This is a genomic window from Sphingobium phenoxybenzoativorans, assembly GCF_001757355.1.
Classification (GTDB): Bacteria; Pseudomonadota; Alphaproteobacteria; order Sphingomonadales; family Sphingomonadaceae; genus Sphingobium; species Sphingobium phenoxybenzoativorans.
The window spans coordinates 1-25,825 of the sequence record NZ_MINO01000035.1 but is presented as its reverse complement, the minus strand read 5'-3'; the positions used below and the strand labels follow the sequence as shown (position 1 = coordinate 25,825).

Below are 25,825 nucleotides of genomic sequence, written 5' to 3'. Positions count from 1 at the left end.
CGTCCATCATCCAAAGGACGAGCGATCATGGATTATCTGCAGGACGCGCTGTTTCATGTGAGCCAGAATATCCACCGGCAACTCCTGCTCAATCCGGGGCGGGCGTCCGCGCCCGCGCAGCCGATCAGCGCGCTGATCGACCGGGTGGAGGCGATGCGCCGCCGCCGCGAACCGGGCCAGGGACAGGGCGTGCTTGACCTGCGCACGCTGCGCCAGGCCATGGCGTCCTCACGCGACGTTCAATAGCCGGTTCAGTAATTTCCGGGCGGATCGCTGGCCGGAAAGGATTCGTCCGATTGCTCGTCGACCAGATCCCAGTCCTTGGCGTCTATCCCTTCCTGATATTCCGGCCCGGCGTCGCGGATCGACGGATAAGGCTTCGGCTCCTCCGCCATCTCGCTGACCTTGTTGAGCAGGCGGAACAGGAAGGCCGAGAACAGCCCGATCGCCCCTAATTTCAGCAGACCCTTCATAATGTCTCCCCGGATGGCATGATGTCCCGCAGTCTGAGAAGTCCGCAACGGCCTTATCGTTCCGTTACGCCATCCGGCAATGGTCAGTGCTGGGGCCAGTCCTGTGATCAGTCCTGGCCGCGGGCATATGGCTCCAGAAACGGCTCCAGCGCGGCCAGAAGCGCGGCGGGTTTCTCCTCCGGCACGAAATGCCCGCATTCGGGAACCACCACCGATGTCAGGTCGTCCGCCATCGTCGCGATTTCCTGCGCGATCAGGTCGCCGCACGCCCAGGCCCCCGCGAAAGTCAGCACCGGCATCGGCCATTTCCCCCGCGCGACATGCGCCTTGTTCTGGGGAATGGTGAGGTCAAGGTCGCGATAATATTCGAAACTGCTGCGCAGATTGGCCGGATCGCGCATCAACTGGATGTAGAATTGCCGGGCATGGGCGGGAACGGCGTCCGGCGAGGCCGCCTTCGACGCGAATTGATGGCCGAAATAAATCTCCTCCCGGCCCGACACCAGCTTCTCATTCACCTCCCGCGCGCGGTTGAAATTCTTGTGCCACAGAAAATCGCTGATCTGCCTGTCGTCGCTGACCAGCGGCGGGGACGGGGATACGCCTGGGACCATCGCCTCGCCGATCGCCAGCCGGACAATCCGCTCCGGCTTCAGCGAGGCCATGGCGAAGGCGGTCCATTCGCCAATATCATGGCCGACCATGGCGAAACGCGCGTGCCCCAGAACATCCATCAGCGCGAACATGTCCCCGGCCATCGTATCGCCGTCATAGCCATGATCCGGATTGTCGGATAGGCCGGACCCGCGCGGGTCGGGGACGATCAGCGTGAAGTTGCGGGCCAGCGCCGGCATCAGTGCGTGCCACGCATACCAGCATTCCGGCCAGCCGGCGAGCAGCAGCAGCGGCGGGCCGTCCCCGCCTATCACCACATGCAGGCGGAGGTCCCCCGCCCTGATGCGATAGCTTTCGAACATGTCGGTGAAGCCCGCGGGTAGTTCCGGCGCGTCATGCACCGACCCGAACCCGGAAATCCTTTCTCCGGCCAATAATGCGCTGGTCATAATGATGGCTTTTCCTCTATCCGCATGTGGTCACACCATGTGCATAAGTGTATCCAGAAAACAGGTCGAGAGGAATTGCCGGACTGCCCGCGCATCGTGTGCCTGGCGTGCTGGCGAAGGCAAATTCGCCACCCATAAGTTGACGATATGCCGGTGATTGTGGCACTGGCGCGAACGCATTGGAGCAAAGCGGCGGCAGATGATCTGCAATTTTCCGATTTCTTCAATGTTCAGAATGGTTTGCGGGTATAGCTCAATGGTAGAGCACTAGCCTTCCAAGCTTGTGATGCGGGTTCGATCCCCGCTACCCGCTCCAGACTTTTCGCAAACATTCCGGGATTTGATGGCCGCGTCCCCAATCCCCACAGGAATCCCGTCATCCGCCAGGTCGCCGCCCTTCCCTATACAACCGATGCCGATGGCGTGATGCAGGTCATGCTCATCACCTCGCGCGGCACCGGGCGCTGGGTGATTCCCAAGGGCAACCGGATCAAGGGACTGGCCGCGCATCGCGCCGCCGAGGTCGAGGCGTTTGAGGAGGCGGGGATCAAGGGCGTCGCCTGCCCCGCGCCGCTCGGCCGCTACGCTTATGCCAAGACGCGGCGGGACGGGGAAACGCGCCGGGCGACGGTGGACGTCTTTCCGCTGGCCGTCACCGGGCAAGTGGCGGACTGGCCGGAGCGTGGCGAACGGGAATTGCGCTGGTTCTCCGTTCCCGATGCGGCCCAGGCAGTGGCCGAACCGGACCTGAAATCGATCATTGCGGCTTTTCGCGAACCCCCTAAAGAACCCGGTATATTCCTGCGCGCGGTGCTGTGGCTGCGCGAGAGGTCTGGAGAGAGGATACCCATGCTGCGCTGGTTTCAGGCCCTGATGCCCAAGCAGGGAAATTTCTTCGAACAGTTTGAGGAGCATGCCGGGACGCTGGTCGCCGGTGCGGATGCGCTCAGCCGACTGCTGAAGGGCGGGCCGGACATGGCCGACCGGATTCGCGAGATCAGCGACCGGGAGCATGAGGCGGACGACATCATCCGCGCGGTGCTGCAGGATGTGCGCCGCATCTTCGTGACGCCGTTCGACCGCAGCGCGATTACTGGCCTGATCGGCGTCATGGACGACGCCATCGACCAGATGAACCAGACCGCCAAGGCCGTGGAACTGTACGAGCTGACCAGCTTCACGCCGCAGATGCAGGATATGAGCGCCATCATCGTCGAAGCGGCGCGGATCACGGCGGAGGCGATGCCGCTGCTGCGCTCGATCAGCATCAACGGTCCCCGCCTGCACGATCTGACGGAGCGGCTGGTCAAGCTGGAGGGCCATGCGGACGAGATTCACGAGGCCGGGCTGAAGGCGCTGTTCCAGTCGGCGCGCAAGGGCAATCCGATGGACTTCATTGTCGGCAATGAAATCTACAGCCATCTGGAAAAAGTGACCGACCGGTTTGAGGATGTCGCCAACGAGATCCAGGGTCTCGTGATCGACCACGCCTGATCGCGCCCGGCCGATGGACGCGCACATCGCCTTTCCCCTGCTCGTCGCGCTGATCGGCGTGGCGTTGCTGTTCGATTTCCTGAACGGCCTGCACGACGCGGCCAATTCGATTGCGACCATCGTGTCGACCCGTGTGCTGAAACCGCAGTTCGCCGTCGCCTGGGCCGCTTTCTTCAACTTCATCGCCTTCCTGTTCTTCGGCCTGCATGTCGCGGAGACGGTGGGCAAGGGCATTGTCGAGGCGAATGTCATCGACGCGCAGGTGATTTTCGGCGCGCTGATGGGGGCGATAAGCTGGAACGTCATCACCTGGGTATTGGGCATCCCGTCGAGCAGCAGCCATGCGCTGATCGGCGGCCTACTGGGGGCGGGTACTGCCAAGGCCGGGCTGTCGGCGGTGGTGTGGAGCGGCGTGTTCAAGACCAGCGCGGCGATCGTGATGTCGCCGGCTATCGGCCTGTTCCTGGCGCTGATGCTGGTGCTGCTCATCTCCTGGCTGTTCGTGCGATTCACGCCGCAGCGGGCCGACCAGTGGTTCCGCAAGCTGCAGCTTGTGTCCGCCTCGCTCTATTCGCTCGGCCATGGCGGCAATGACGCGCAAAAGACGATGGGGATCATCGCCGTGCTGCTCTATTCGCAGGGGATATTGCAGGGCGGCTTTCATGTGCCGCTCTGGGTGGTGCTGTCCTGTCAGGCGGCGATGGCGCTGGGCACGATGATGGGCGGATGGAAGATCGTGCATACGATGGGATCGAAGATCACCCGGCTGACCCCGGCGCAGGGTTTCTGCGCGGAAACCGGCGGTGCGATCACCCTGTTCCTGGCGACGCATCTGGGCGTGCCGGTGTCGACCACGCATACGATCACCGGGGCCATTGTGGGCGTGGGCGCGTCGCGGCGTCTGTCGGCGGTGCGGTGGAACGTCGCATCCAACATCATCGTCGCCTGGGTGGTGACGCTGCCCGCGGCGGCGGCGATCGGGGCCGGGTTTTATGCCTTGGCGGGGCTGTTTTAGAGCAGGGTAGTTCGGGCTGTGTGCCGGACCTGCCTGCTAAGATGATGTGCTCCTGCGAAGGCAGGAGCCCAGTCCCACGCTCCGAACTGGACTCCTGCTTTCGCAGGAGTACGCCCTGAAGAATGGCACGGCTTCGACAGGCTCAGCCCGAACGGACTGCTGAGAGCCAATAATTACCCCCCAAACCCCTCCGGCGTGGCCCAGTCGGGGTGGCAAATCGCGATCACCTTGAACAGCTCGCCCATCTGTGCGGCCGACGTCAGCCGGTCCCGCGCCTGCTCCAGTTCCGCCGCCCGTTCCGGCGATCCGCGCGACAGGGAAGCGGCCCGCGCATCGATGCCGAGCGCCGTCAGGAACGCGCCCTGACCCACCGGGCCATGCACGCGCAGCCCCGCCTGCCGTGCGACATTGCCGATCATGGTGAAATCGACATGGGCGGTCAGGTCGCTGTCCCCGACATGGGTGAAGGGGTCGGTCATCTGGTGCCCGCGCACCGCCTGCAGCGTGTCGCCGACCGCTGGCCCCTCATAGCCATAATCGATGATGATCGCGCATCCGCCCTGCCGCGCGATACGCTGCGCCAACTCCAGCGCGACCGTGGCGGAGGCGGGGGATGTCTCGACGATAGACCCGGCCGGGGCGTTGCGCAGAGCCTCCGGCACGGCGGATTCCATCGGGCGGTATCCGGGCATGGGGATGAAGCTTTTCCCCGGTTCGCCTAGGCCACCGATCACCACCCGCTCGCGCCAGCCCTGTTCAGTCCGCTCGACCTGACGGACCGGAAGCGCGTCGAAAAATTCGTTGGCGACGACCAGCAGCGGGCCGGTCGTGGGCACATCGGCCAGATCGTCGTGGAATATCACATGGGGCAGGGCGGCCTTCTGCCGGTCGCGCAGGGTGGGGCTGGTCTCGACGAAATGGACCTTGGGCGCGAGCGCGGCCGACGCCATCGCCCGCAACGCATCGACGGCCAGGGTGCCGCGCCCCGGCCCCAGCTCCAGATAGAGGGGATCGCCCTTCCGCCCGGCCCGCATCCAGACATCGGCAAGGCAAAGGCCCACCAGCTCCCCGAACATCTGGCTGATTTCCGGCGCAGTGATGAAATCGCCCGCCGCGCCCAGCGGATCGCGGCCCGCATAATAATGGGCGTTCGCCTCGCCCATGAAATGCGCGATGGAGATTGGCCCGCCCGCCTCAATCTGCCGGGCCAGCCGCTGGCCCAGCGTCATCTGGTCAGGAGACACTCGCGCTTCCGGCGGTGGGCTCCACGCGGACCCGCCGGCCCTTCGCCGTGGCGATCAGGTAGAGGCCGCCGGCGATCATCGGCAGGGTCAGCCACTGGCCCATGTGCAGGCCGGTGCGGTGCGCGAATTCCAGCAACTGCACATCCGCCTCGCGGAAAAATTCCACGCTGAACCGGGCAAGGCCGTAACCGAGCAGGAAGATGCCGACCAGCTTGCCGGGCTGGTAGCGCGCCTTGGTTTTCCAGAAGGCGAACCAGAGGATAAGGAAAAGGACTAACCCCTCCAGCACGGCTTCGTAAAGCTGGCTGGGATGGCGGGCGAAGGGGCCGCCGGTCGGAAAGACCATCGCCCAGGGCACATCGGTTTCCTTGCCCCACAATTCGCCGTTCACGAAATTGGCGAGGCGGCCGAAGAACAGGCCGAAGGGCACGCAGCAGGCGACATAATCATGCACGCGCAGCCAACTCAGCCCTTCCTTGCGGGCGAGATAGAGGATGCCGAGCGACACGCCGATCACGCCGCCGTGGAACGACATGCCGCCATTCCACAGCTTGAATATGTCGAGCGGATGCTGGAGAATCTCCGGCTGGTAGAACAGCACATAGGCCAGCCGCCCGCCGATGATGATGCCGAGCGTCGCGTAGAAGATCATGTCGTCGGCATGGCGGCGCGCCATCGGCGCGCCCGGCTGGCGGATCAGCTTCAGCAGATACCAATAGCCGATCAATATGCCCGCCAGATAGGCGAGGCTGTACCATTTCAGCGTGAAGAAGCCGAGGTCGAGCGCGACCGGGCTGAGGCCCAGATCCTCGAAGCGGATGTGCGAAGCGGCGGCGGCCGCAATGGTCAGGATCAAGGCGTTTCCTCGCTATTTTGCGCCTGCATAAAGGAAGTGCCGGGCGATACCAAGCGGCTTTCAGACGCCCGTTTCGCGCAGGCTCGCCGCAGCGGCGGAGGGCATGCGGACGCCCGCACGGCCGCGCCGCGCCAGTTCCGCCTTCAACGCTTCCGGCCGGGGCGCGACCAGAAAGCCGAAGCTGACCGTGCCCTCCTTGGTTTCGACGGCGTGGTGCAGGCGATGGGCCTGGACGATGCGCTTCATATATCGGGACCGCGCGACATAGCGATGCGGCACCCGCTGATGCACGATGATGTCGTGGAAACCGAGATAGATCGCGCCATAGGCGGCGATGCCCGCGCCCACCGCCGTCGCCCAGCCGCCCCAGCCAAGCTGCACCCCGCCCAGCAGGAGCAGGATGGATGGCGTGGCGAAGATCACAAAATACAGGTCGTTCAATTCCCAGAAGCCAGTGCGCGGCCGGTGGTGGCTGGCGTGCAGCACCCAGCCCGGCCCATGCATCACCCAGCGATGCATGACATAGGCAAACCCCTCCATCGCCATGACGGTGGCAAGGAAGATCAGGGTGAGCAGGGGAAAGGACATGGGGGTGGTATAGCGATGATGGAGAGGGGAGGGAACCGGATGGTTTTGATGGCGGTTGGCGGGCAATAATGGCCGTTGAACCCTTCTTCCGCAGGCGGGAGAAGGGATTGCAGCCTTGAGAGCGCAGCGAACTGGGCGCAGTTGGATGAGGGCAAGCGAACCGAAGGTCCGTGCCTCTTTCTCGCAAAGAGGCAAGACCCTCACCCAACCCTCTCCCGTAAACGGGAGAGGGCTAGAAGCTGTCGTCCAAAATCCACCCCTCCCGTCATCCCCGCGGAAGCGGGGACCCAATGCGCCTCGGGCGCGTCGGGCTAATGGGAGAGATGGGTTTCGCAGCGAGTCACGCGCCTCCCTGCGACCTGCGCGGGAATGACGAAGGGGGAGGTGCTCTCCGGCCAGTTCGGGACCTGAAAAATCCTCCCCTTTGAGGGGAGGGGGACCAGCGAAGCTGGTGGAGGGGTGTCGCGCTATCGTGAGGGCGGCACCCCTCCGTCATTCCTCCGGAATGCCACCTCCCCTTAAAGCGGAGGATTTAATAGCTGACCGTCCCCTAATCACCCCCGCTCCGTCATCCCGCACCTGATGCGGGATCCATTGGCTCCCCCTAAACATGACTGCACAGAAGCTTGCGCTCATGGATCCCGGATCACGTCCGGGATGACGGCAGCTATTCGGGATGGCGGCAAAAAGCAGAGGTTCCGCTTTTCACCCAATCCCCCGCGCCGACCCTCCCCGTGCGACCGGCAAATGGCCTATGGCTTCAACAAGCGCCTCTTGAACAGCGCCTTGATCAGCCTGTCCTCCAGGATGCGCCCGGCGACATAGAGCGTGGCGAATATCGCCGCAAAGACATAGGCGGGCGTCGGGGAAGGCTTCTCATCCTTCTCCTTCTCTTTATCCTTGTCTTTGCCTTTTCCCTTCTCGCCCTTCTTCTTGTCCTCGTCATCCTTCTTGGGTTTTTCGGGCGCGGGCGCGCCCAGGGCCTTGTCGATCCAATGCTGCGGCAGTTCCGCTTTCTTCTTTTCTTCCTTCTTCGCCTTTTCCGCCGCTTCGGCGGACGGCTTCTGGAAATTGCCCACGGCGATGGTCAGTTGCGCAAAGCCCAGAAACAGCAGCGGCGCGAGAAAGCAGTATAGCAACGCCCGGCTCGTCAGGTCATAGCGCAGCACAGACCCGGCCGCGCCCTTTTCGATCCGCAGCACGCCATCGTCGAAAATGGACATCTTGTCCTGCGCGGCCTGATCCTTCTTGTTGAAGGTCAGCGCATCGCCCGTCCGTTCGTGGCTGGTATTGGGTTGGCGGAACAGGGGATCGAGCCGGTTAAAGGCGTCATCGCTCGATTGCCCGGGGGCAAGCGCCAGGCTGCCCCGGATATGCCAGATCCAGTCGATGAAGCGCAGGCTCACATGATTTCCCTTTGAGAGCGCCTTTCGCGGCCGTTCCGGGCGCTAAGGCTCAATCGGGGCCGCCCATGGCGGTCCCAACCTGAATAGTGCGAATGGACGAAAGGAGATGTGCGGGCGAAGCCGGGCGATCACTCGGCCGGCACCGCCGCCACTGGCCTGCCGAATTTTTCCCTGATCGTCTTCCACCCCTCGGTGAAGGGATAGTGCATCGTCTCGCGGATCGACATCCTGCGTCCGCCCTCCATGCCCAGCAGCTCCGCCTCGCCATCGACGCAGGTGCCGAACATGCGGTCGATGATGACCCAGGTACCGGCATAATTGCTGCGCGTGGCCTCATAATCCTGCGAATGGTGCAGGCTGTGATGCTCGGTGGTGTTGAAGAGGAAACGCCACCAGCGGGGCGAGTTGAAGCGGACATTGATATGCTGATAGCTCGCGACCGCCAGGCCGAAGGTGCCCGCCAGCAATGCAGCGCGCGGCAGGAAGTCGAAGAAGCCGCCAATGCCCAGGCCGATCAGAAACAGTTCGACCGGGTTGCCGACCGCGCCCTTGTTGATGTTGAGCTGTGTGATGAAGTGATGCGGCGCGTGGGTCAGCCACAGCGGATACCAATTATGCATGCCGCGATGCATCCAATATTGGCCGAAATCGAAGATGAACGAGATCAGGAACGCCTGCACCAGCAGCGGCAGGGCCATGAACCACATGAATTTTTCCCAGTTAAGGGAATGCTGAATGGCCTCGATCATCGCGCCGTCGCCGATAAAGCCGTCGACCAGGCGGAGCACTGTATAGCCAAGCCCGACATAGAACAGGTCGGTGACCAGCTCCTTCCAGGTCAGGCGCCAGCTATCGAAACGCGGGTTCACCCATTCGAGCGCGAGCAGCAGCACACGGAAGCCGATGCCGATGCCGATGGCTGTCGATGCCTTGGCGATGGAGTTGGGCGCGTAATACCAGAAGGCGATCAGCGCGAACAGCATGGTGGGCTGGAACCAGGTGAAGATGAACTGCCTCACCGGGCCGCCTTGCACCCTGGGGATGTTTTCCCAGCCGATGGTTACGGGCGCCTGCGCGCCGATCACCCTTTTACCTACGCGAACTCCATCCATATCGCCTGCCCCTGCAATATCTGGTCGCCCTCTCCGGTAATACTAATTTTCGCTAACGTAATATCATAATGCGCGCCCTGTCTACAGCAATAGTGCAGCGATCCCCCGTCTTTACTGGAAAATAGGCGGATTTTCCCCTCCGCCCGCCATTCAGTGCGCGGAACGGGGCATGGTTAAGAAGGGGGGTGAGCGCCGGGGTCCCGTCACAGCGCCGAATCGCGCGACGCATGGGCGCGCGACTCCTGTAGGGCGCAGGCCGCAGACATATCCTGCCCGCCCCGCCGATATTCCCGGCTTCGCCAGTCCGGCCGCCCAAAAGAAAAGGGCCGCGAACCCGGAGGATCGCGACCCTGTTCCTGCCATGAAAGCGGATCAGAAGGCGGCGGTGATCGATGCGACCACACCGGCCTTGCCGATGTTACGGTTGCTCGACACGAAGGTTTTGTCGGTGTCCACATAGCTGACGCCGAAGGTCAGGTGATTCCATGTATAGGTCGCGCCGACGTTCCAGTCGGTATATCCATCATAGCCACCGGTCAGGAAGCTCCGGCCGAAGTTGCGGCCGAGATGCGCGGTGAACCCGACGGGCGTATCAGGCAGCGTGGCTGCCAAGTCGCCAGCGACATAGAGATTGTCTTCTTTGGTCACGCCGTCGAGCGTCAAAGCGCTGGACTTGGGCGCATAGTTGGCGGTCAGCTTGGCTGTCGCCGGGCCGAAAGTGCCCTTGATCGAAGCATAGGGTTCGAAGAAGTCGGTGTTGGCGCCGCCCGAACCGGGATAGTAGTAATAGAGCACGCCGACGTCGAACGTCGCAGCGCCGACCGTCTTGGAGAAACCGGCGATCAGGTCGAGTTCCTGGTCGCTGCCGACGGCGACATAATCGTCAATGGAAGAGCCCCAGGTCGAGACGTAAAAGCCCGATTCATGGGTGACGGTGATGCCGCCCTGTAGCGCGAAGCGCTTATTGGTCTGAGAGATGCCGCGGAAGCGATAGTCGCTGACGACGGCGGCGTTTGCAGTGACAGTGACGGCCGGTGTCGGCTCATCCTGTGCGAATGCCGGCGCTGCGGCGAGCGTGGAAAGAAGGACGGCCGAGAGGCCGAGTACGGACTTACGCATGATATTCCCCTTATGGTTCGTGCGGTCGTCCCACCTGCGTTACGATCCTCGTCTCTCGACCCTTTCCGGGCGGGACTGCGTGATCGGCAACGGCATCCCAATGCTCTGCCATGTGGCAGCGCACAAGAAATTTATGGCTCTCATTGTCTGTTTGATTTCTATATGTTGCTGCTATGCAACAATTTGCAGCTCTCCCGCAGGCCGGAAAAACGATAATTTCCGTCCGCTGATATTTATACGGCGCAGGCGCGCAGCATAATTGCGCGTCCGTTAACCATCATATTGGGAACGCCTGATTTTCAGGCGGATGCACGAAATCTGGCGAGGCCAGCGTCAAGGTCTGCGATCAGGTCGGCGGGGTCCTCCAGGCCGATGTGCAGGCGGATGGCGGGGCCTTCCGCTTCCCAGCGCGTTGCGCTGCGATAGCGCGCCGGGTCGACCGGCAGAGCCAGGCTTTCAAACCCGCCCCAGCTATAGCCGATGCCGAAATGCGCAAGCCCGTCGATCAGGGCGGCGCGCGCCTTGTCGTCGCCGCCATTCAGGATGAAGGTGAACAGGCCGGTGGAGCCGGAAAAGTCGCGCAGCCAGATGTCATGGCCGGGACAGCCGGGCAAAGCGGGGTGCAGCACGCGCGCCACTTCCGGCCGGTCGGCCAGCCATTGCGCGACCTGCAAGGCACCCGCCTGATGCTGCGCCAGCCGCACGCCAAGGGTGCGCAGCCCGCGCGCGGCGAGCCAGGCGTCGTCGGGGCTGGTCATCTGTCCGAACAGATAGGCGCTGCTGCGCAGGGCGGGCCACAGCTCCGGCGTGGCGGTCGCGGACCCGATCATCACATCGCTATGGCCGACAATATATTTGGTGCAGGCGACGATGGAGATATCGACGCCCTTGGCCAGCGCCTGGAAATAGAGCGGCGTCGCCCAGGTATTGTCCATCAGCGTGACGATGCCCCGCGCCCTCGCCAGCGCCGTGATGGCGGGGATATCCTGCACCTCGAACGTCAGGCTGCCGGGGCTTTCCAGGAAGATCGCCTTCGTCCTGTCCGTGAACAGGGTGGCGATGTCCGCGCCGATCGTGGGATCATAATAGATCGTCTCGATCCCCAGCGGCTTCAGCATCCGTTCGCAGAAGCCGCGCGTCGGGTCATAGGCGGCGTCGACCATTAGCAACTGGTCGCCGGGCTTCAGCACTGCCATCAGGGAGCAGGCGATGGCCGCGACGCCGGACGGGAACAGCATCGTGCCCTTGGCGCCCGGCTCCATCGACGTCAGCGCATCGGCCAGCGACCAGGCGGTCGGCGTGCCCTTGCGCCCATAGAATAGCCGCTCATGCGGATCGCGGCCGGATGCCGCCTTCAGATGCGCGACATCATCATAGAGGATGGTCGAGGCGCGCCAGACCGGCGGGTTGACGATGCCGCCCGGCTGGCCCGGCATGCTGGTCCATTCGGCGCGGCGTCCGGCCTGCGCCAGATGGGTCAGAGGGCGTGGAGCGGGGCGTCCGATACCCTCGCTTTCCCCTTCGCCTTCGCCGCCCTCATTCATGCGCCGCCTGTGGCCTTTGGCGTGTCCGCATCCGCGCCCCACTCGCCCCAGCTTCCGTCATAGAGGGTCACGTCCTCCTTACCGAGCAGGCGGGCGGCGAACAGGATGTCGGCCGCCGTCACGCCGCTGCCGCAGGTCGCGATCAGCGGACGGTTGAGGTCGATCCCCGCCTCATGGAACAGGCCGCGAAGCTCATGGCCGCGCTTCCAGCTATTGTCGGCGTTGAACAGGCGGCTGTAGGGCAGGCAGACGGAACCGGGGATATGACCCGACGCCATGCCCGCGCGCGGTTCCGGGTCCTCGCCGGTAAAGCGGCTCATGCTGCGCGCGTCGACGACTTGTGCCGCCTTCGACTTCAGGTTGGCGATCATGTCCGCCTTCGTGCGGACCATCGATTCGTCCTTCCACACGGTGAAGTGGCGATGACGGGTCTTTGGGCGGCCGGTTTCCAGCTCGCGCTTCTCCGCCACCCATTTCGGCAGGCCGCCGTCGAGGATCGCGACATTATGCGCGCCGAACACATGGAACATCCACCAGGCGCGGGCGGAGGTGCGCAGCGGGCTGTTGTCGTAGACGACGACGCGGCTGCCATCGCCCAGGCCGAGCGCCTGCATGCGGCTGGCGAATTTTTCCGGCGGGGGCAGCATGCCGGGCCGCGGATCGTTGCTGTCGATCAGTTCGGGCAGGTTTAGGAAGAAGGCGCCGGGGATATGTCCGGCCTCATATTCCTTCGCCGGATCGCGGTCGCTTCCGGGCAAGAACAATGTCGCGTCGACCACGCGCAGGTCGCTCGCGCCCAATTCCCCCGCAAGCCATTCCGTCGATACCAGCAATTCCATGCCCAACTCCCTTTGGCACCCCCCTTAATGCGCGAAAAGCCGGGAGGGAAGCGGGTGCGCGCGATTCAACCAGCCATGTCAGCCGACAAGCGCGGTGCGGGCGGCCCGGCTGCCGACGGAGCGATATTGCCTCGGCCCCTGATCGATGCGGAAGGGGGCCATGCGTTCGCGGGGAGGATCGCTTTCCTCGCCCACGATGAAGGCGGCGGCGCTGTAGCCATTGCCGCCGTCCCAGCCATAATGGGCGCTGAAGGCGACCAAGGGGATCAGCAGCGCCCGGTCGCGCACCTTGATCGGCACGATCGCATCGCTGGCCAGACGCAGCTCGCCGGTAAATTCCACGGAAAAGCCAGGCTCGATCCGATCCGCCGAATGGCTGGGCGCATGCACCGGCCGGGCGAAGAAACCGGCCAGTTCCTGTTCCTGCCGCGCGTCGGCATTGGCGATCATGGTTGCGATGGCGACATTCTCCGCCGCGACCTCGCCCTCATTATGCAGGATGATGCGATAGCCGACCGCCGCCCCGATCAGGGTGTGGCGCGCGCCAAGCGGGTGGAACTCGATGGCCAGGGCGGCGCTGGGACGGGCGGGTTGAACAGGCGCGGCGGCCTCCGGCGTGTCGGCGGAGGATGGGGGTATATCACCGGAGCGCGCGGCGGTTTCCGGGGCGATGTCCGGCTCCGCAAAATCTTCGGCGGGCCTTTTCCGGCGGCGCAGGACCAAGGTCAGCGCCGCGATCCCGGCCACCGCCAGTGCGGCGATGATCCACGGCAGGGTGGAACTGGACGGCGTTTCGGCAGGGACGGCGGCGGTTTCCGCCACATTGCCGGCCGGGAGCTGGATTTCCGGCGCGGCCGGCTCAGCGGCCGTCGGCGGAGGCGTTTCCAAGGGTGCAGACGTGACTGGCGCAGGCTGGGCTGGCGCAGTTTCGGCCGGTGCGGGTTGCTGGGCCATGGGCGCAGCCGCCGCCCCGCGCGTTTGCGGCGCGGATTGCTGCGGCTCCCGCTGGCGCGCGGGCTGTTGCGCCGCAGGGGAAGGCGTGGGCGTGGGCTGAACCGTGCGGCTGACCGGCGGCGGCTGGGTGACGGCTGGCGCGGGAGCCGGGAGTGGTGCAGCGGGGCGGCTCTCTATCTCCGGCCCTTCGCGCTCCGGCGGGCGCGGCTTGCTCGTGTCGCGGGAAGGATCGAGCTGGAAACCCTGCAGGCTGCCGGGAGGCGGCGGCTGGGTGGGGGCGGCGTCCTGCGCCATCGCCGGACCGAAAGCGATCGCGACCCCCGCCGCCAATAATAGATGTCTGCTCCCCATGATGGCATGGCGAAGGCGCGTCATGCGCTTAACCGCCGATGAATGGCGGCGGGCGATGACATTCGCCGTGCGATACACTAGATGAGCGCCCATGACTCCTATCCATCTTGGCCAGACAAGCACGCTGCCCGCCAGCCCGGCGGAAGCGGTGCTCGATTATGTTCCCAACCCCCGTCCCGGCAAGCCTTATCTGGTGCGCCTCACCTCGCCGGAGTTCACCTCTCTCTGTCCGGTGACCGGCCAGCCGGACTTTGCGCACCTCGTGCTCGACTATGCGCCGGGCGACACGATCGTCGAATCCAAGTCGTTCAAACTATTCCTGGGCGCATTCCGCAACCATGCGGCGTTCCATGAGGATTGCACCGTCGGCATCGGAGAGCGGCTGTTTTCGGAGATGAAGCCGCTATGGCTGCGCATCGGCGGCTATTGGTATCCGCGCGGCGGCATACCCATCGACGTGTTCTGGCAATCGGGGGAGCCGCCCGCCGGACTGTGGCTGCCGCCGCAGGACGTGCCCACCTATCGCGGGCGGGGGTGATTACAGCCTGATCTCGGGCCGAACTCCGGCGCGGGTCAGGCGCGCGCGGCCGCCTTTTCCGCCAAAGGTCAACTGGTAGCCACCAACCCGCAGCACGGCGACATGGCCGATCACGCGGGCGCCAAGGCTGCGATGCGCTGCCAGTGATGCGGCGTTATAATCTGCGATGCTGCTGATCGACTGGCGCAGGCCCTGTTCGTCCAGCCAGCATCGGATGCCCGCCCATAGCGCGACGAAGGCGCGGCTCAGCCTGCGTTCCTCATCGATCCACAGCCCGCCATCCCATGCCGCATGGGCGGGCAGGCGAAAGCGGACGCCCAGCACCCTCTCGTCATGCGTCTCCATATCGAGCCAGGTCACGCCGACCAGCGCATCCCGGCTGTTGAACGCGCCCAGGCACAGCATCCCGGCGGCGAACCGCTCCGCCTGCACCGCAGCGCAGGCATCGATGCGATGCCCGGCCAGCTCACCCGGCCCGATCAGGCGCGCGTAATAGCCGCGCGGCATGGGCGGCATGGTGTGAATATCCACCGCCACAATCCGGTGACGGACATAGGCGATGCCGGGGATGCGGCTGCAGACGCGGCCGAACAGATAGGAGAGGCGGCCGCCAAGCCCGATGACGGACCGTTCCGCCTGTTGCGGCATAACCCGTCGGACCGGAGATGAAGCGGGAGCTTGGGCCTGACGCTTTGACCGAAGCGGCTCATATCCGGCCAATCCCAATTGTGGATGATGCCCCATCATGACTCCCTGTTCCCCAGGAACGCCCGATAGCGCCGGCTGTCATCTCGTTAGTGTCGGCTTTGTATCTAACTGTAAACGCGCCAAAAAGGCACAGTTTTGGGAAAGGCTGCTCATCACCGCATGCTGGCGCGCAGATCCTCCAGCGGCTGTTGCGAAACCTCGATCGCGCCGTCCCGTGGCCGGTCAAGGTCAAGGATCACGACCAGCGCGAGCGTGAGCAGGACGAGCAGCAATGTCGTCGCCACGCGATGCGCGCGTCCGCCCGCCGCCTGAATATAACCCAGCATCACCACCGACAGCATGGCGTAGAGCATCAGCACCGACATCACCCGTTGCGGGACATGCGCCGACCGGGCCGCCGCCCGCGCGGATGCTATGTCGAACGCCTGGTTCACCGAATCCATCAGGCCACGCGACAGAAGCGCGGAGGAGTCGCCACGCATGGCGACGCCGGTCGCCGACCATAATTGCTGCTGGCTGGCGGTCGTCGCGCTGAATGCCGTCTGGTCGCTGGCTGCACTCTCCGACCAGGCGAGGCGGGTATCGACATAGGCCGGAAGCTCGCGGCGCAGCGCCCCGCGCGCGGGTTCTTTCAGCAATTGCGCGCGCAGCCAAACCGTGCCAATCGCATTCGCTTCTTGCACTACCAGATCGCGCCGCGCATCGTACCGGCTGAGCGCCATCGAAAAAGTAAAGCCCAGCAGCAGGGCGAGAAGGCCGAGCACCGCCGAGAGCAGATAGTCCGGCCCTTCGTTGCGTCCGGTGCCCCGATCGGCTTTCAGCCAGCCATGCCCGCGATAGCCCAGTTCGAACGCCGCGATAAATGCAACGAAGATGACGAACGCGACAAGAGGCAGCGGCGCGCTTTCAAACCATGACATTGTCTCATCCCCCCGTCGACCGTCAGGATAGCGACACTATCACGCGGCCATGCCGCTCTCCAGCGCCTCTGTCGCCTCCATCCAGCGGGCCTCTGCGGCCTCCAGCTTTTTCTCCACATCGCCCCGGCGGCGCATCAGTTCGCCCATTGTCAGGTCCTTTTCCTGCGGACCGGCGGAGGCGGGGTCGAACATGGCGCGGTCGATGCGGCTGCGTTCTGCGGTCAGCTTCTCCATCGCCTTTTCCGCGTCATGGACGGCGATGCGCAGCACCTTGTTCTTCTCGCGCGCTTCCGCCGCAGCCTTCCGGTCGGCCTTGCGATCCGTCTTGGGCGCATCGCCGCCGCTGCCCGCGCTGTTCTCGCCGCCCTTGCGCAGGATGAGGTCGGTATAGTCGTCGAGCGTACCCGCATATTCGGCGGCCGTACCGCCATCGACCAGCACCAGCCGGTCGGCGACCAGTTCGATCATGTGACGGTCATGGCTGACGACCACCACCGCGCCGTCATAGTCGTTGAGCGCCTGCACCAGCGCCTCGCGGGAATCGACGTCCAGATGGTTGGTCGGTTCGTCGAGGATCAGCATGTTCGGCGCATCGCGGGTGATCAGCGCCAGCGCCAGCCGCGCGCGCTCGCCGCCTGACAGGCTGCCCACCTTCTGGATCGCGCGGTCGCCGGAAAAGCCGAAGCGGCCAAGCTGTGCACGCACCGCGCCCGGCGTCGCGCCCTTCATCTGGCGCGTCATATGCTCCAGCGGCGTGTCGCGCGTGTCCAGTTCCTCCACCTGATATTGGGTGAAATAACCGACCTTCATCTTGTTGGAGCTATTCATCGCCCCTTCCATCGGCGGAAGTTGCGCGGCGATCAGGCGGGCGAGCGTGGTCTTGCCATTGCCGTTGCGGCCGAGCAGCGCGATCCGGTCGTCCGGGTCGATGCGCAGATTGAGGCGCTTCAGGATCGGCGTCTCGTCATAGCCGACGCTCGCCATGTCCAGCGTCACCAGCGGCGGGCGCAGTTCGGGCGGGCTGGGGAAGGCGAAGGACAGGGTCGGGTCCTCCATCGCGGCGGCGATGGGCTGCATCTTCGCCAGCGCCTTGGCGCGCGACTGCGCCTGCTTTGCCGTGGAGGCGCGGGCGGAGTTGCGGGCCACATAATCCTGCAGTTTGGCGCGCTGCGCCGCCTGCTTCTCTGCCGCCGCCGCCAACTGGGCGAGGCGTTCTGCGCGCTGGCGCTCGAATGCGTCATAACCGCCCGGATAGAGGGTGATCTTGCCGCCCTCCAGATGCAGGATATGGTCGACCACATTGTTCAGCAGGTCGCGCTCATGGCTGATGACGACGATGGTCGCGCGGTAGGTTTTGAGGAAATTCTCCAGCCACAGCGTCGCTTCCAGGTCGAGATGGTTCGACGGTTCGTCGAGCAGCAGCAGGTCGGGTTGCGAGAACAACAGGGCGGCGAGCGCCACCCGCATCTTCCACCCACCCGAATAGCTGTCGAGCGGGCGGCCCTGCATCTCCTCGTCGAAACCGAGGCCGACCAGAATGCGCGCGGCGCGGGCGGGCGCGGTATAGGCGTCGATAGTGTTGAGCCGCTCGTGGATCTCGCCGAGCCTGTCCGGGTCCTCGCAGGTCTCGCTTTCGGCCAGCAGCGCGTCGCGCTCGACATCAGCGGCGAGTACGGTTTCGAACGGCGTCGCGGTGCCGCTCGGCGCATCCTGCTTCAGATAGCCGACGCGCGCGGCGCGGGGCGTCTCGCACTCGCCCTCATCGGGATCGATCTGGCCGATCATCACTTTCATCAGCGTCGACTTGCCCGCACCGTTGCGGCCGATAAGGCCGACACGGCTGCGCTGCGGCAGCGATGCGGTCGCGCGGTCGAGGATGACACGCCCGCCAAGGCGCACCGTGATTCCGTTGAGATTCAGCATGGCGCGGGCCGATAGCACAGAGTGCTGCAATGCGGAATGACCGGCGCGGCTATTTTCTGATCCGGTAGAGTCGCGCGAAACCTTGTCCGGTCAGGGGCGTCACATGGCTGATCACCCGCGCCGGAAGTTCGCCCATGTCAGCGTTGATGACCAGCAGATAGTCGAAATCCGCGCGCCAGTTGCGGACATAGGGTTCCTTGAGATTCCGGGTGCCCAGATGGCTGGCATAGGGGATGCTGGTGACATAGACCGACCGCGACCGCCAGGCGGGCCGGACGCTCAGCGGTTGCTGGCCCGGCACGGTGAAATGCGTCGGGATGAAGAAGCCGCGCTGCACGGCGAAGGGCGCGATGGCGTGCCTTCCGGTCTCGATGGGCGCGCCGGGGCTTCCCGCGATCAGGCGGCCCAGCGGAAATTGCGCCGCGCTGGTCCAGTCCGGCCGCACGACGATCACCGCCGCGCCGGGCGGGATGCGCCTTGCCGCTTCGCCAAGCTGGGTGAAGTCGCCTTGCCTGTCGGTCCAGACCCTCTCCACCCATGCGATGCGCAGCAGCACCGTCGCGGCGATGACGGCGGCGATGATGATGTCGGCTCTTACACGCTGCCGCTGCACGGGCATGATCGCCGCCGCAAAGGTCAGGAACGCCATCGGCGGGAGCCGCCTCTGTATCCAAGAGGCGTCGCCGACTTCCTCCGGCGCGATGCAGGCGAGGGCGGCCAATGCGATGCCCGCGATCAGCAAACCGCCATGAAAACGCACCCGGCGCGACGCCACCGCCCAGCCCAGGCAAATCGCCAGCGGCAGGAAAAACAGGATGTCGGTCATCGCCCGATAGGTGAGGATGGGGGATGCCAGCGCCTTTCCGATCCGCAGGGGATCGATCATCTTGGATGGCGATGACCAGAGGATGGCGCTCGTCCCGTTCGCATGGACGCCCGGCGGTGTCGGCGCAAACAGGAACAGCGCCGCCAGCGGCGCTATGCAGGCCAGCGCCAGCACCGCCACTTTCCGTCCCGGCAGGGCCAGGTCGCGCACCGACCGGGGCATGGCGGGCCGGTCGCCAAGCGCCAGGCCGGAACCCAGAGCCGCATAGAAAAGCAGCGCGAACGGATGGATAAGCAGCAGCAATGCGGCCGATGCGAGGTGCAGCGCGAACATCCGCTTTGCCGGCGCCACTACGGTCTGGAGAAGGAGCGCCGCGCATATCAGCGCCGCCGCCAGCCCGATCTGAAAATTCAGGAAGCCCGCAATGGCGGTGGTGGACCATGCCAGAAACAGGGTGGCCGCCTGCCAGATATGCCATGTGCGGCAGAGCGCGCGGTTGAGCAGGATGGCCGCGACCGGCGGACCCAGGAACATCGCCAGCAGCAGGAGCAGGTTCAGCGCGCCGATGGGCATGATGCGGGCAAGGGACGACGCCACGAAATCCACTGCGATATTGGTGGACGCCTGCGACCAGTCCGCGGCGTACATCGCGGAAAGCGGCGCTTCGTTCACCTTGCCGGACAGCAGCCAGATGCGCGCGAGATGGTTGGGATAATCCAGCACCGGCGGATGGGCGACGGACAGGATGGGGATCGCGCTCCCCAATATGGCGGCCAGTATCGGTGCGGGGGATGATGCGATCCTGCGCCAGCCGCCGGGCGCGCCGTCCGGCATCTACGCCATCGCCTTCACGATGGCGGGGCGTGGGCGGCGGCGCTGGCTCCAGACCAGTTTTGTGGCCGCGCCGAAATTGAACACGGCGCCCATCAGCGCTCCGGCGATCCCGGCGAGCGGCCAGCTATTCCCCGCCCCGGCCAGCACAAGGTCGGCAACGCCGATATTGGCGACCGCGCCGACGGTGCAGACGGCGGAAAAGACAAAATAGCCCAGCACGAACCGCCAGCCCTTCAGCCGCTGCGACCGGTAGGTGACGGCGTTGTTGACCACATAGTTCAGCGCCATCGCGCAATAGGAGGCCGTGATCTGCGCGGACATGAAGCCCGCCCCCGCCATCCACATGACTCGCAGGATCAGCAGATGGAACACCAGGCCCAGGCCGCCGACTAGACAGAACAGGACGAATCGCGGCGGGATGAGGCCGCGCGTCAGCTTCTCGATCAACAGGAACAGAAATTCCGCCAGGATCATGACGTCCAGCTTGCTCTTGCCCTCCGACCGCGACCGGAAGGCGTAGGGCACTTCGGCGATGATCAGTTGCCGGGGGGAGGACGTCAGAATGTCGAGCAGAATCTTGTAGCCCTGTTGCGACAGGTCATAGATGCAGGCGTGGAAGGTATCGCGCTTCATCGCGAAATATCCGCTCATCGGATCGCTGACCTCGCTGCCGATCACCAGCGCCGACAGGCGCGCGCCAAGGTCGCTCAGCCTTTGCCGCTTGCCGGAAAATCCGCCGAAACCGCCCTCCGCCTCCTGACGGCTGCCGATGACCAGATCGGCTTTCCCGTCCTGCAACAGGCGCAGCATGTCCGGCAGGATGCTCTCGTCATGCTGCAGGTCCGCATCCATGACCGCGATATATTCGGCGTTGGAGGCCAGCGCGCCTTCGACGACCGCCGATGACAGGCCCCTGCGGCCGATGCGGCGGATGCATCGCACCGGGAACCCCGCCTGCGCCGCCTTCAGCACTTCCTGCGCCGTGCCGTCGGGACTGTCATCGTCGACGATGATGAGTTCCCACGCGATTCCCGCCATCGTCCGGGAAATGGCCTCGGTCAGCGGGATGATGTTCGGCCGCTCGTCATAGGCCGGGGAAATGATCGAGATGGTGGGGATGAAGGGGGTGAGGGGGGCGTCGTCCGGCGTGGAGGAATCACGCTGCGCCGAGTCTCCTTCCATCCCTTCCCCCACGTCCCGGCAGCGCCAATCGCGCCGGATTGCCGGCGCTGGCGCGCAAGGGTCATATGACAGCGATGACAGCGATACGAGTCTGTAATGGAAAAACTTCTGCGCCGCTCCATTGGCCCGGCGGCCATGTTTCAGGCTGCGGCATTGGCGCAACTATTCACAAAATGACATTTTAAAAGTCTTGCGGCGCTGGACAGCCATCCGAATCCATGATTGTAATATGGCAGACATAAAAACTGCGGGAGAGGCGCGGCACAACGACAAGGGGGTCGCAGTGGAACGGGTTCGCGCCAAACTGGATTGGTTCAAGGCTGTCATCTTACCGAACGAGGCTGCGCTGCGTTCGCGCCTGCGACGCATTTTGCCGTCGCATCATGAGCTGGATGACATGGTGGCGGAGGTGCTGGCCCGCGCATATGCGACGGAAAGCTGGCAGAATGTCACGGCTGGACGCGCCTTCCTGTTCACCATCGCCCGTAATCTCGTCATCGACAATGCGCGCCGCAACAAGATCGTCAGTTTTGAAACCATCGCCGATCTGGACCTGCTCCAGGCCGATGGCAGCACCGAATCGCAACTGATCGCGCGCGACGCGCTGCGCCAGCTTGAGGGCATCGTCGATTCGCTGCCCGGTCAGTGCCGCCGCGTGTTCCTGCTGCGCCGCGTTCAGGAAAAATCGATGTCCGAAATAGCGGACGAGATGATGCTGTCCGTTTCTACTGTTGAAAAACATCTGGCCAAAGCAATCGGGCTGGTTATGCGGGCCTGGTCGGAACGCGAGGAAACGGACTACGGACGTGCAAGGGTCGGAGCCAGCAACGGACAGGGAGCGGATAGAGGCGGAAGCCTCTCGGCTCCTCGTGCTGCTCAGCCTTGATCCAAGCGAGGCTGAACGCGAAGCTATTTGCCGCTGGATAGACAGCAATCCCGCCCATGCCATTGCCTTTGCCCGCGCTGAAGCCGCGTGGGAGTGCGCCGACCGTCTGAAGGCGAGCGCGCAGGATCATCCCGATCTGGTAGAGCCGCCGCAGATCGAATTTTCGACATCCGGCATATCGAATCGCATGCTTGCCGCGGCGATGATCGCGATGTTCGTCTTTCTTGCGGCCGTCGGCGTCACCATCCGCACGCTGAACGATGTCGACAAATACAGCACCGAAATCGGCGAGGTGAAGGACGTCGTTCTGGACGACGGCTCCCGCATGCATCTGAACAGCGGCACCACGGCGGAGGTCCGCTATACCGACACGGGCCGCAAGGTGCATATCGTGCGCGGCGAAGCCTCCTTCGACGTTGCGCATGACAAGGCCCGGCCGTTCGACGTGGAGGCGCAGTCGGCGATGATTCGCGCTGTCGGCACCGCATTCAACGTCCGCATGCGCCAGACGCTGGTCGAGCTGACGGTCACGCAGGGCACGGTGCAGGTCCGCTCCGGCCCGGCGACGCCGCATCGGGTGGGCGCGGGCAGCGGAGCGGTCATCCGGCCGCGCACCATCCTGCTCACCCATCTGGGCAAGAATGTCATCAACCAGCGCATGGCGTGGCGGGAAAAAATGGTCGAGCTGGATGGCGAGACCATCGATCAGGCGGTCGCCGAGTTCAACCGGTACCGGACTCAACCGATGTTGATCGGTGACGCGCGCGTGTCCGCCCTGCGCATCGGCGGGCGCTTCCGCACCACGGAAAGCAAGGAGTTTCTGGCGGCGCTGCAGGTCAGCCTCCCCATCCGCGCCGTGACGGGCCAGGATGGATCAATCATGCTGCTCTACCGGGACGATAGCGCGCCGCAGGATTGACGGCCGGCTTACCTGCCCCGATGGAGGGGCAGGGCAGGAGAGTGGAACCCCATAAGATGACGACCCAGGCCGGCGGGACAACGCAGCCACGCAATCGCATCTTCGCGATCTTCGGCGGGTCGGCCGGCAATCTGGTCGAATGGTATGACTGGTATGTCTATTCCGCCTTTGCCCTCTATTTCGCGCCGATCTTCTTTCCGGCCGGGGACCGCACCGCCCAGCTTCTGAATACCGGGGCCATCTTTGCCGTCGGATTCCTGATGCGGCCGATCGGCGCGTGGATCATGGGCGTCTATGCCGACCGGCGGGGGCGCAAGGCGGGCCTCACCCTCTCCATCACCCTGATGTGCGCGGGATCGATGCTGATCGCGGTGACGCCGGGTTATGACAGCATCGGTTATGGCGCGCCCGCCCTGCTGGTGCTCGCCCGGTTGATGCAGGGCCTCAGCATCGGCGGCGAATATGGCGCGAGCGCCACCTATCTCTCCGAAATGGCGAGCAGCCGGCATCGCGGCTTCTTCTCCAGCTTCCAATATGTGACGCTGATCATGGGGCAGCAGGTGGCGCTCGCCGTATTGCTGATCCTGCAGGCGGTGATGGACAAGGACGACCTGCATGCCTGGGGCTGGCGCATTCCCTTCGCCATCGGGGGCGTGCTGGCGATCTCCGTCTATTATCTGCGGCGGCGGCTCGCGGAGACGGAATCCTTCGAGCATGCGCAGGCCAAGGATCAACCCAAGTCCGGCATGTTCGCGCTGGTGAAGCTCTATCCGGGGCAGGCGGCTCTGGTGCTAGCGCTGACCGCCGGGGGCACGCTCGCCTTCTACGCCTACTCCATCTACATGCAGAAATTCCTGGTCAACACCGCGGGTTTCAGCATCGAGACGGCGACGCTGATCATGGCCGCCGCGCTGTTCCTCTATATGCTGATGCAGCCCCTGTTCGGCGCATTGTCAGATATTGTCGGGCGCAAGCCGATGATGGTCGGCTTCGGCATCGCCGGGGTGCTCTGCACAGTGTGGATATTCCGTTCGCTCGAAACCGCGCGCAGCCCGTTGGAGGCGTTCGGACTGGTCATGCTCTCGCTCATCATCGTCAGCGGCTACACGTCGATCAATGCCGTGGTGAAGGCGGAGCTGTTCCCCGCCCATATCCGCGCGCTGGGCGTGGCGCTGCCCTATGCGGTCGCCAACGCGCTGTTCGGCGGCACGGCGGAATATGTCGCCCTGTTCCTGAAGAACAAGGGGATGGAGCCTGCCTTCTACTGGTATGTGACCGGCATGATCGGCGTGTCCCTGATCGCCTATCTGTGGATGCGCGACACGCGGCGGCACAGCTTGATTGATCGGGATCTGGGGTAGGGCGATCCCACATCCGTTCGGGCTGAGCTTGTCGAAGCCTTCCACCGAGCGGAGCGAAGTGACTTCGCCTTCGGCTCAGTCGGACCCCCTTCGACTGCCTGCTTGCAGCAGTCGCTCAGGTTCAAACGAGGCACGGGACTCGTTTGAAGTTTCGACTTCGCTCAGGGCGAACGGAAGATGGAGCGGATCAGGCCAATAAATCCGCCACAAAAGCAGGCACCAGCTCGCTGGCCGGGCCGATGCGCGTCTCGTGGAAATAGATGCTGCCCGCTGAAGGATCGAGGTTCAGCTCCAGCGTCCGCGCACCGGCATAGCGTGCGGTCTGCACAAACCCCGCCGCCGGATAGACGGCGCCGGACGTGCCGATCGATACGAACAGGTCCGCTTCGCGCAGCGCCGCGTCGATCCGGTCCATTTCATAGGGCATCTCGCCGAAGAACACGATGTCGGGCCGCAGGCGCGGCTTCCCGCATCCGCCGCACACCGACCCTGGAGGCATCGCCGCCTCCCACGCCGCCGCTTTCCCGCACGCGGCGCACAGGGCCGATTTCAACTCGCCATGCATGTGCAGCAAGCGCTTCGCCCCGGCCCGTTCATGCAGGTCGTCGACATTCTGCGTCACGATCAGCAGATCGCCGGGCCATGCCCGGTCGAGCGCCGCCAGCGCCTCATGCGCGGCATTGGGCGCAACCTCCGCCAGCTTCGCCCGCCGCTCGTCATAGAAGCGATGGACGAGCGCCGCATCGCGCCGCAACGCTTCAGGCGTGCAGACATCTTCGACCCGATGCCCCTCCCACAGCCCGTCCGGGCCGCGGAAGGTGGCAAGGCCGGATTCTGCGGAAATCCCCGCGCCGGTGAGGATGACGATGTTGCGGATGTCGTGCACCGCTTACTCTCCCGCTGCCGTGCTCAGCCCAAGTTCCGGGATGCCGATCGATCGCCGTCCGCCGAAATCGACGCGCGCGACGATCACGCCCTGTTTTTCCATATATTCGATCAGGCGGCGTACGCGGCCCTGTGAACTGGTGCCATAGGCGCGGGCGAGGGCGTCGTCGTCGGGGCAGGAGCGGCCGTCCATCGCCGCATGCGCGATCAGCAGGAAGGGAGCCAGCATATCTTCCGGCAGCGGCCCCGCCGCGCGCAGGGCATCGGCCCAGCGCGGATCGCTTGCGTCGAACATGCCCGCGCGCGCCATCGCAAAGCGGCGGCGGAAAGCGGGCAGGTCCATCGGCACGCGGGTCAGCCGGTGCATCCGGCACCGCACGGTGAAATCCTGATAAAGCACCGCCGACGATTGGAAGGCGCTGGCCGGGTCGGCGATCATCTCCTGCAATACGGCGATGACGGCGGCGTCGACCTCCTCCTGCTCCGGCTGCGGCGCATCGCGTTCCGGCGACGGGATCGACAGGTCCGGCCCGGCTATGCTGCGCATCAGATCTTCGGCGGCGACCGGCTGCGGCCTTGGTTCCGGGCGTGGCGGCGGAGCGTCCGCCTCCATGTCGGCGAACAGCATCGCCTGAACATTCTCCGCCCCGGCGGCGGGCATCGGCATCAGCTTGTGCGTGCCCATGCGCGTGCTGGTCTGCACCGCGCCGATCCTGACGGACACCGGGCGGCGGCAGATCGCCGGACCCAGCGCCAGGAAACGGCCGCGCTCCAGGTCGCGAAT

Annotated in this window: 24 protein-coding genes, 1 tRNA gene and 1 pseudogene; 8 read left to right on the top strand and 18 right to left on the bottom strand. The window is 64.7% G+C overall.

The window, feature by feature from the left end:
• Positions 1-27: 27 nt before the first annotated feature.
• On the top strand, positions 28-246 hold the full coding sequence (locus tag BHQ40_RS15500; protein ID WP_070156763.1) for a hypothetical protein: 219 nt from the start codon (positions 28-30) through the stop codon (positions 244-246).
• 5 nt (positions 247-251) lie between these two features.
• Here the strand turns inward: BHQ40_RS15500 and BHQ40_RS15495 are convergent, their stop codons facing one another.
• Together BHQ40_RS15495 and BHQ40_RS15490 are read right to left on the bottom strand one after the other, a co-directional pair.
• Positions 252-473: a hypothetical protein gene (locus tag BHQ40_RS15495; protein ID WP_070156762.1), complete on the bottom strand. Its 222-nt coding sequence runs from the start codon at positions 471-473 to the stop codon at positions 252-254.
• Between the two features lie 107 nt (positions 474-580).
• On the bottom strand, positions 581-1,537 hold the full coding sequence (locus BHQ40_RS15490) for an alpha/beta fold hydrolase (protein WP_070156761.1): 957 nt from the start codon (positions 1,535-1,537) through the stop codon (positions 581-583).
• 242 nt (positions 1,538-1,779) lie between these two features.
• On the opposite strand from BHQ40_RS15490, the gene BHQ40_RS15485 reads away from it, so the two are divergent.
• The 3 genes from BHQ40_RS15485 to BHQ40_RS15475 all read left to right on the top strand — a co-directional run bounded on the left by BHQ40_RS15485 (position 1,780) and on the right by BHQ40_RS15475 (position 4,046).
• A tRNA-Gly gene (locus tag BHQ40_RS15485) sits at positions 1,780-1,853 on the top strand.
• A gap of 62 nt (positions 1,854-1,915) precedes the next feature.
• The gene (locus BHQ40_RS15480; protein ID WP_070156760.1) at positions 1,916-3,031 is read left to right on the top strand and encodes a DUF47 family protein; all 1,116 of its coding nucleotides are present in this window, start codon (positions 1,916-1,918) and stop codon (positions 3,029-3,031) included.
• Between the two features lie 13 nt (positions 3,032-3,044).
• Positions 3,045-4,046, top strand: coding sequence for an inorganic phosphate transporter (locus BHQ40_RS15475; RefSeq protein WP_070156759.1), 1,002 nt, complete (start codon positions 3,045-3,047; stop codon positions 4,044-4,046).
• A 173-nt stretch (positions 4,047-4,219) separates the two neighbouring features.
• On the opposite strand, the gene BHQ40_RS15470 is transcribed toward BHQ40_RS15475, so the two are convergent.
• From BHQ40_RS15470 to BHQ40_RS15430, 9 genes are all read right to left on the bottom strand, one after another.
• Positions 4,220-5,275, bottom strand: coding sequence for a class I SAM-dependent methyltransferase (locus BHQ40_RS15470; protein WP_070156758.1), 1,056 nt, complete (start codon positions 5,273-5,275; stop codon positions 4,220-4,222).
• 4 nt (positions 5,276-5,279) lie between these two features.
• Positions 5,280-6,146, bottom strand: coding sequence for a prolipoprotein diacylglyceryl transferase (lgt, locus tag BHQ40_RS15465; RefSeq protein ID WP_070156757.1), 867 nt, complete (start codon positions 6,144-6,146; stop codon positions 5,280-5,282).
• 60 nt (positions 6,147-6,206) lie between these two features.
• A complete protein-coding gene (locus tag BHQ40_RS15460; protein WP_070156778.1) occupies positions 6,207-6,734 on the bottom strand; it encodes a sterol desaturase family protein in 528 nt (175 codons plus the stop codon).
• Positions 6,735-7,486: 752 nt separating this feature from the next.
• Positions 7,487-8,140 (bottom strand): hypothetical protein, encoded by a 654-nt coding sequence (locus tag BHQ40_RS15455; RefSeq protein ID WP_070156756.1) that lies wholly within the window; start codon positions 8,138-8,140, stop codon positions 7,487-7,489.
• Positions 8,141-8,268: 128 nt separating this feature from the next.
• Positions 8,269-9,252 (bottom strand): sterol desaturase family protein, encoded by a 984-nt coding sequence (locus BHQ40_RS15450; protein ID WP_070156755.1) that lies wholly within the window; start codon positions 9,250-9,252, stop codon positions 8,269-8,271.
• 372 nt (positions 9,253-9,624) lie between these two features.
• Complete coding sequence (locus BHQ40_RS15445) at positions 9,625-10,371, bottom strand: TorF family putative porin (protein ID WP_070156754.1); 747 nt, start codon at positions 10,369-10,371, stop codon at positions 9,625-9,627.
• Between the two features lie 299 nt (positions 10,372-10,670).
• Positions 10,671-11,915: a cystathionine beta-lyase gene (gene metC / locus BHQ40_RS15440; protein WP_070156753.1), complete on the bottom strand. Its 1,245-nt coding sequence runs from the start codon at positions 11,913-11,915 to the stop codon at positions 10,671-10,673.
• The gene (gene sseA, locus BHQ40_RS15435; RefSeq protein ID WP_070156752.1) at positions 11,912-12,754 is read right to left on the bottom strand and encodes a 3-mercaptopyruvate sulfurtransferase; all 843 of its coding nucleotides are present in this window, start codon (positions 12,752-12,754) and stop codon (positions 11,912-11,914) included. The genes metC and sseA overlap by 4 nt, the downstream gene beginning before the upstream one ends.
• Positions 12,755-12,832: 78 nt before the next feature.
• The gene (locus tag BHQ40_RS15430) at positions 12,833-14,152 is read right to left on the bottom strand and encodes a hypothetical protein (protein WP_070156751.1); all 1,320 of its coding nucleotides are present in this window, start codon (positions 14,150-14,152) and stop codon (positions 12,833-12,835) included.
• Here BHQ40_RS15430 and queF point away from each other — a divergent pair.
• The gene (queF, locus tag BHQ40_RS15425; protein WP_070156750.1) at positions 14,151-14,597 is read left to right on the top strand and encodes a preQ(1) synthase; all 447 of its coding nucleotides are present in this window, start codon (positions 14,151-14,153) and stop codon (positions 14,595-14,597) included. The two genes, BHQ40_RS15430 and queF, sit on opposite strands and share 2 nt — an antisense overlap.
• On the opposite strand, the gene BHQ40_RS15420 is transcribed toward queF, so the two are convergent.
• The 5 genes from BHQ40_RS15420 to BHQ40_RS15400 all read right to left on the bottom strand — a co-directional run bounded on the left by BHQ40_RS15420 (position 14,598) and on the right by BHQ40_RS15400 (position 20,990).
• On the bottom strand, positions 14,598-15,245 hold the full coding sequence (locus tag BHQ40_RS15420) for a hypothetical protein (protein ID WP_070156749.1): 648 nt from the start codon (positions 15,243-15,245) through the stop codon (positions 14,598-14,600).
• Between the two features lie 212 nt (positions 15,246-15,457).
• Complete coding sequence (locus BHQ40_RS15415; protein ID WP_070156748.1) at positions 15,458-16,225, bottom strand: bestrophin-like domain; 768 nt, start codon at positions 16,223-16,225, stop codon at positions 15,458-15,460.
• Between the two features lie 39 nt (positions 16,226-16,264).
• Positions 16,265-18,148: an ABC-F family ATP-binding cassette domain-containing protein gene (locus BHQ40_RS15410; RefSeq protein WP_070156747.1), complete on the bottom strand. Its 1,884-nt coding sequence runs from the start codon at positions 18,146-18,148 to the stop codon at positions 16,265-16,267.
• Positions 18,149-18,197: 49 nt separating this feature from the next.
• On the bottom strand, positions 18,198-19,808 hold the full coding sequence (locus tag BHQ40_RS15405) for a hypothetical protein (RefSeq protein ID WP_070156746.1): 1,611 nt from the start codon (positions 19,806-19,808) through the stop codon (positions 18,198-18,200).
• The gene (locus BHQ40_RS15400) at positions 19,809-20,990 is read right to left on the bottom strand and encodes a glycosyltransferase (protein WP_083276969.1); all 1,182 of its coding nucleotides are present in this window, start codon (positions 20,988-20,990) and stop codon (positions 19,809-19,811) included. It lies immediately after the preceding gene.
• 283 nt (positions 20,991-21,273) lie between these two features.
• Between BHQ40_RS15400 and BHQ40_RS15395 the strand changes: the two genes are divergently transcribed.
• From BHQ40_RS15395 to BHQ40_RS15385, 3 genes are read left to right on the top strand one after another with little or no spacing between them, the layout of a single operon-like run.
• Complete coding sequence (locus BHQ40_RS15395; protein WP_070156776.1) at positions 21,274-21,876, top strand: sigma-70 family RNA polymerase sigma factor; 603 nt, start codon at positions 21,274-21,276, stop codon at positions 21,874-21,876.
• A complete protein-coding gene (locus tag BHQ40_RS15390; RefSeq protein ID WP_070156745.1) occupies positions 21,797-22,795 on the top strand; it encodes a FecR family protein in 999 nt (332 codons plus the stop codon). Before BHQ40_RS15395 ends, BHQ40_RS15390 begins: the two co-directional genes overlap by 80 nt.
• A gap of 56 nt (positions 22,796-22,851) precedes the next feature.
• Positions 22,852-24,156, top strand: coding sequence for an MFS transporter (locus tag BHQ40_RS15385; RefSeq protein WP_070156744.1), 1,305 nt, complete (start codon positions 22,852-22,854; stop codon positions 24,154-24,156).
• 187 nt (positions 24,157-24,343) lie between these two features.
• Here the strand turns inward: BHQ40_RS15385 and BHQ40_RS15380 are convergent, their stop codons facing one another.
• The gene (locus BHQ40_RS15380) at positions 24,344-25,042 is read right to left on the bottom strand and encodes an NAD-dependent deacylase (RefSeq protein ID WP_070156743.1); all 699 of its coding nucleotides are present in this window, start codon (positions 25,040-25,042) and stop codon (positions 24,344-24,346) included.
• 3 nt (positions 25,043-25,045) lie between these two features.
• Positions 25,046-25,825 (bottom strand): annotated as a pseudogene (locus BHQ40_RS26230) (ATP-binding protein); the annotation flags it as partial.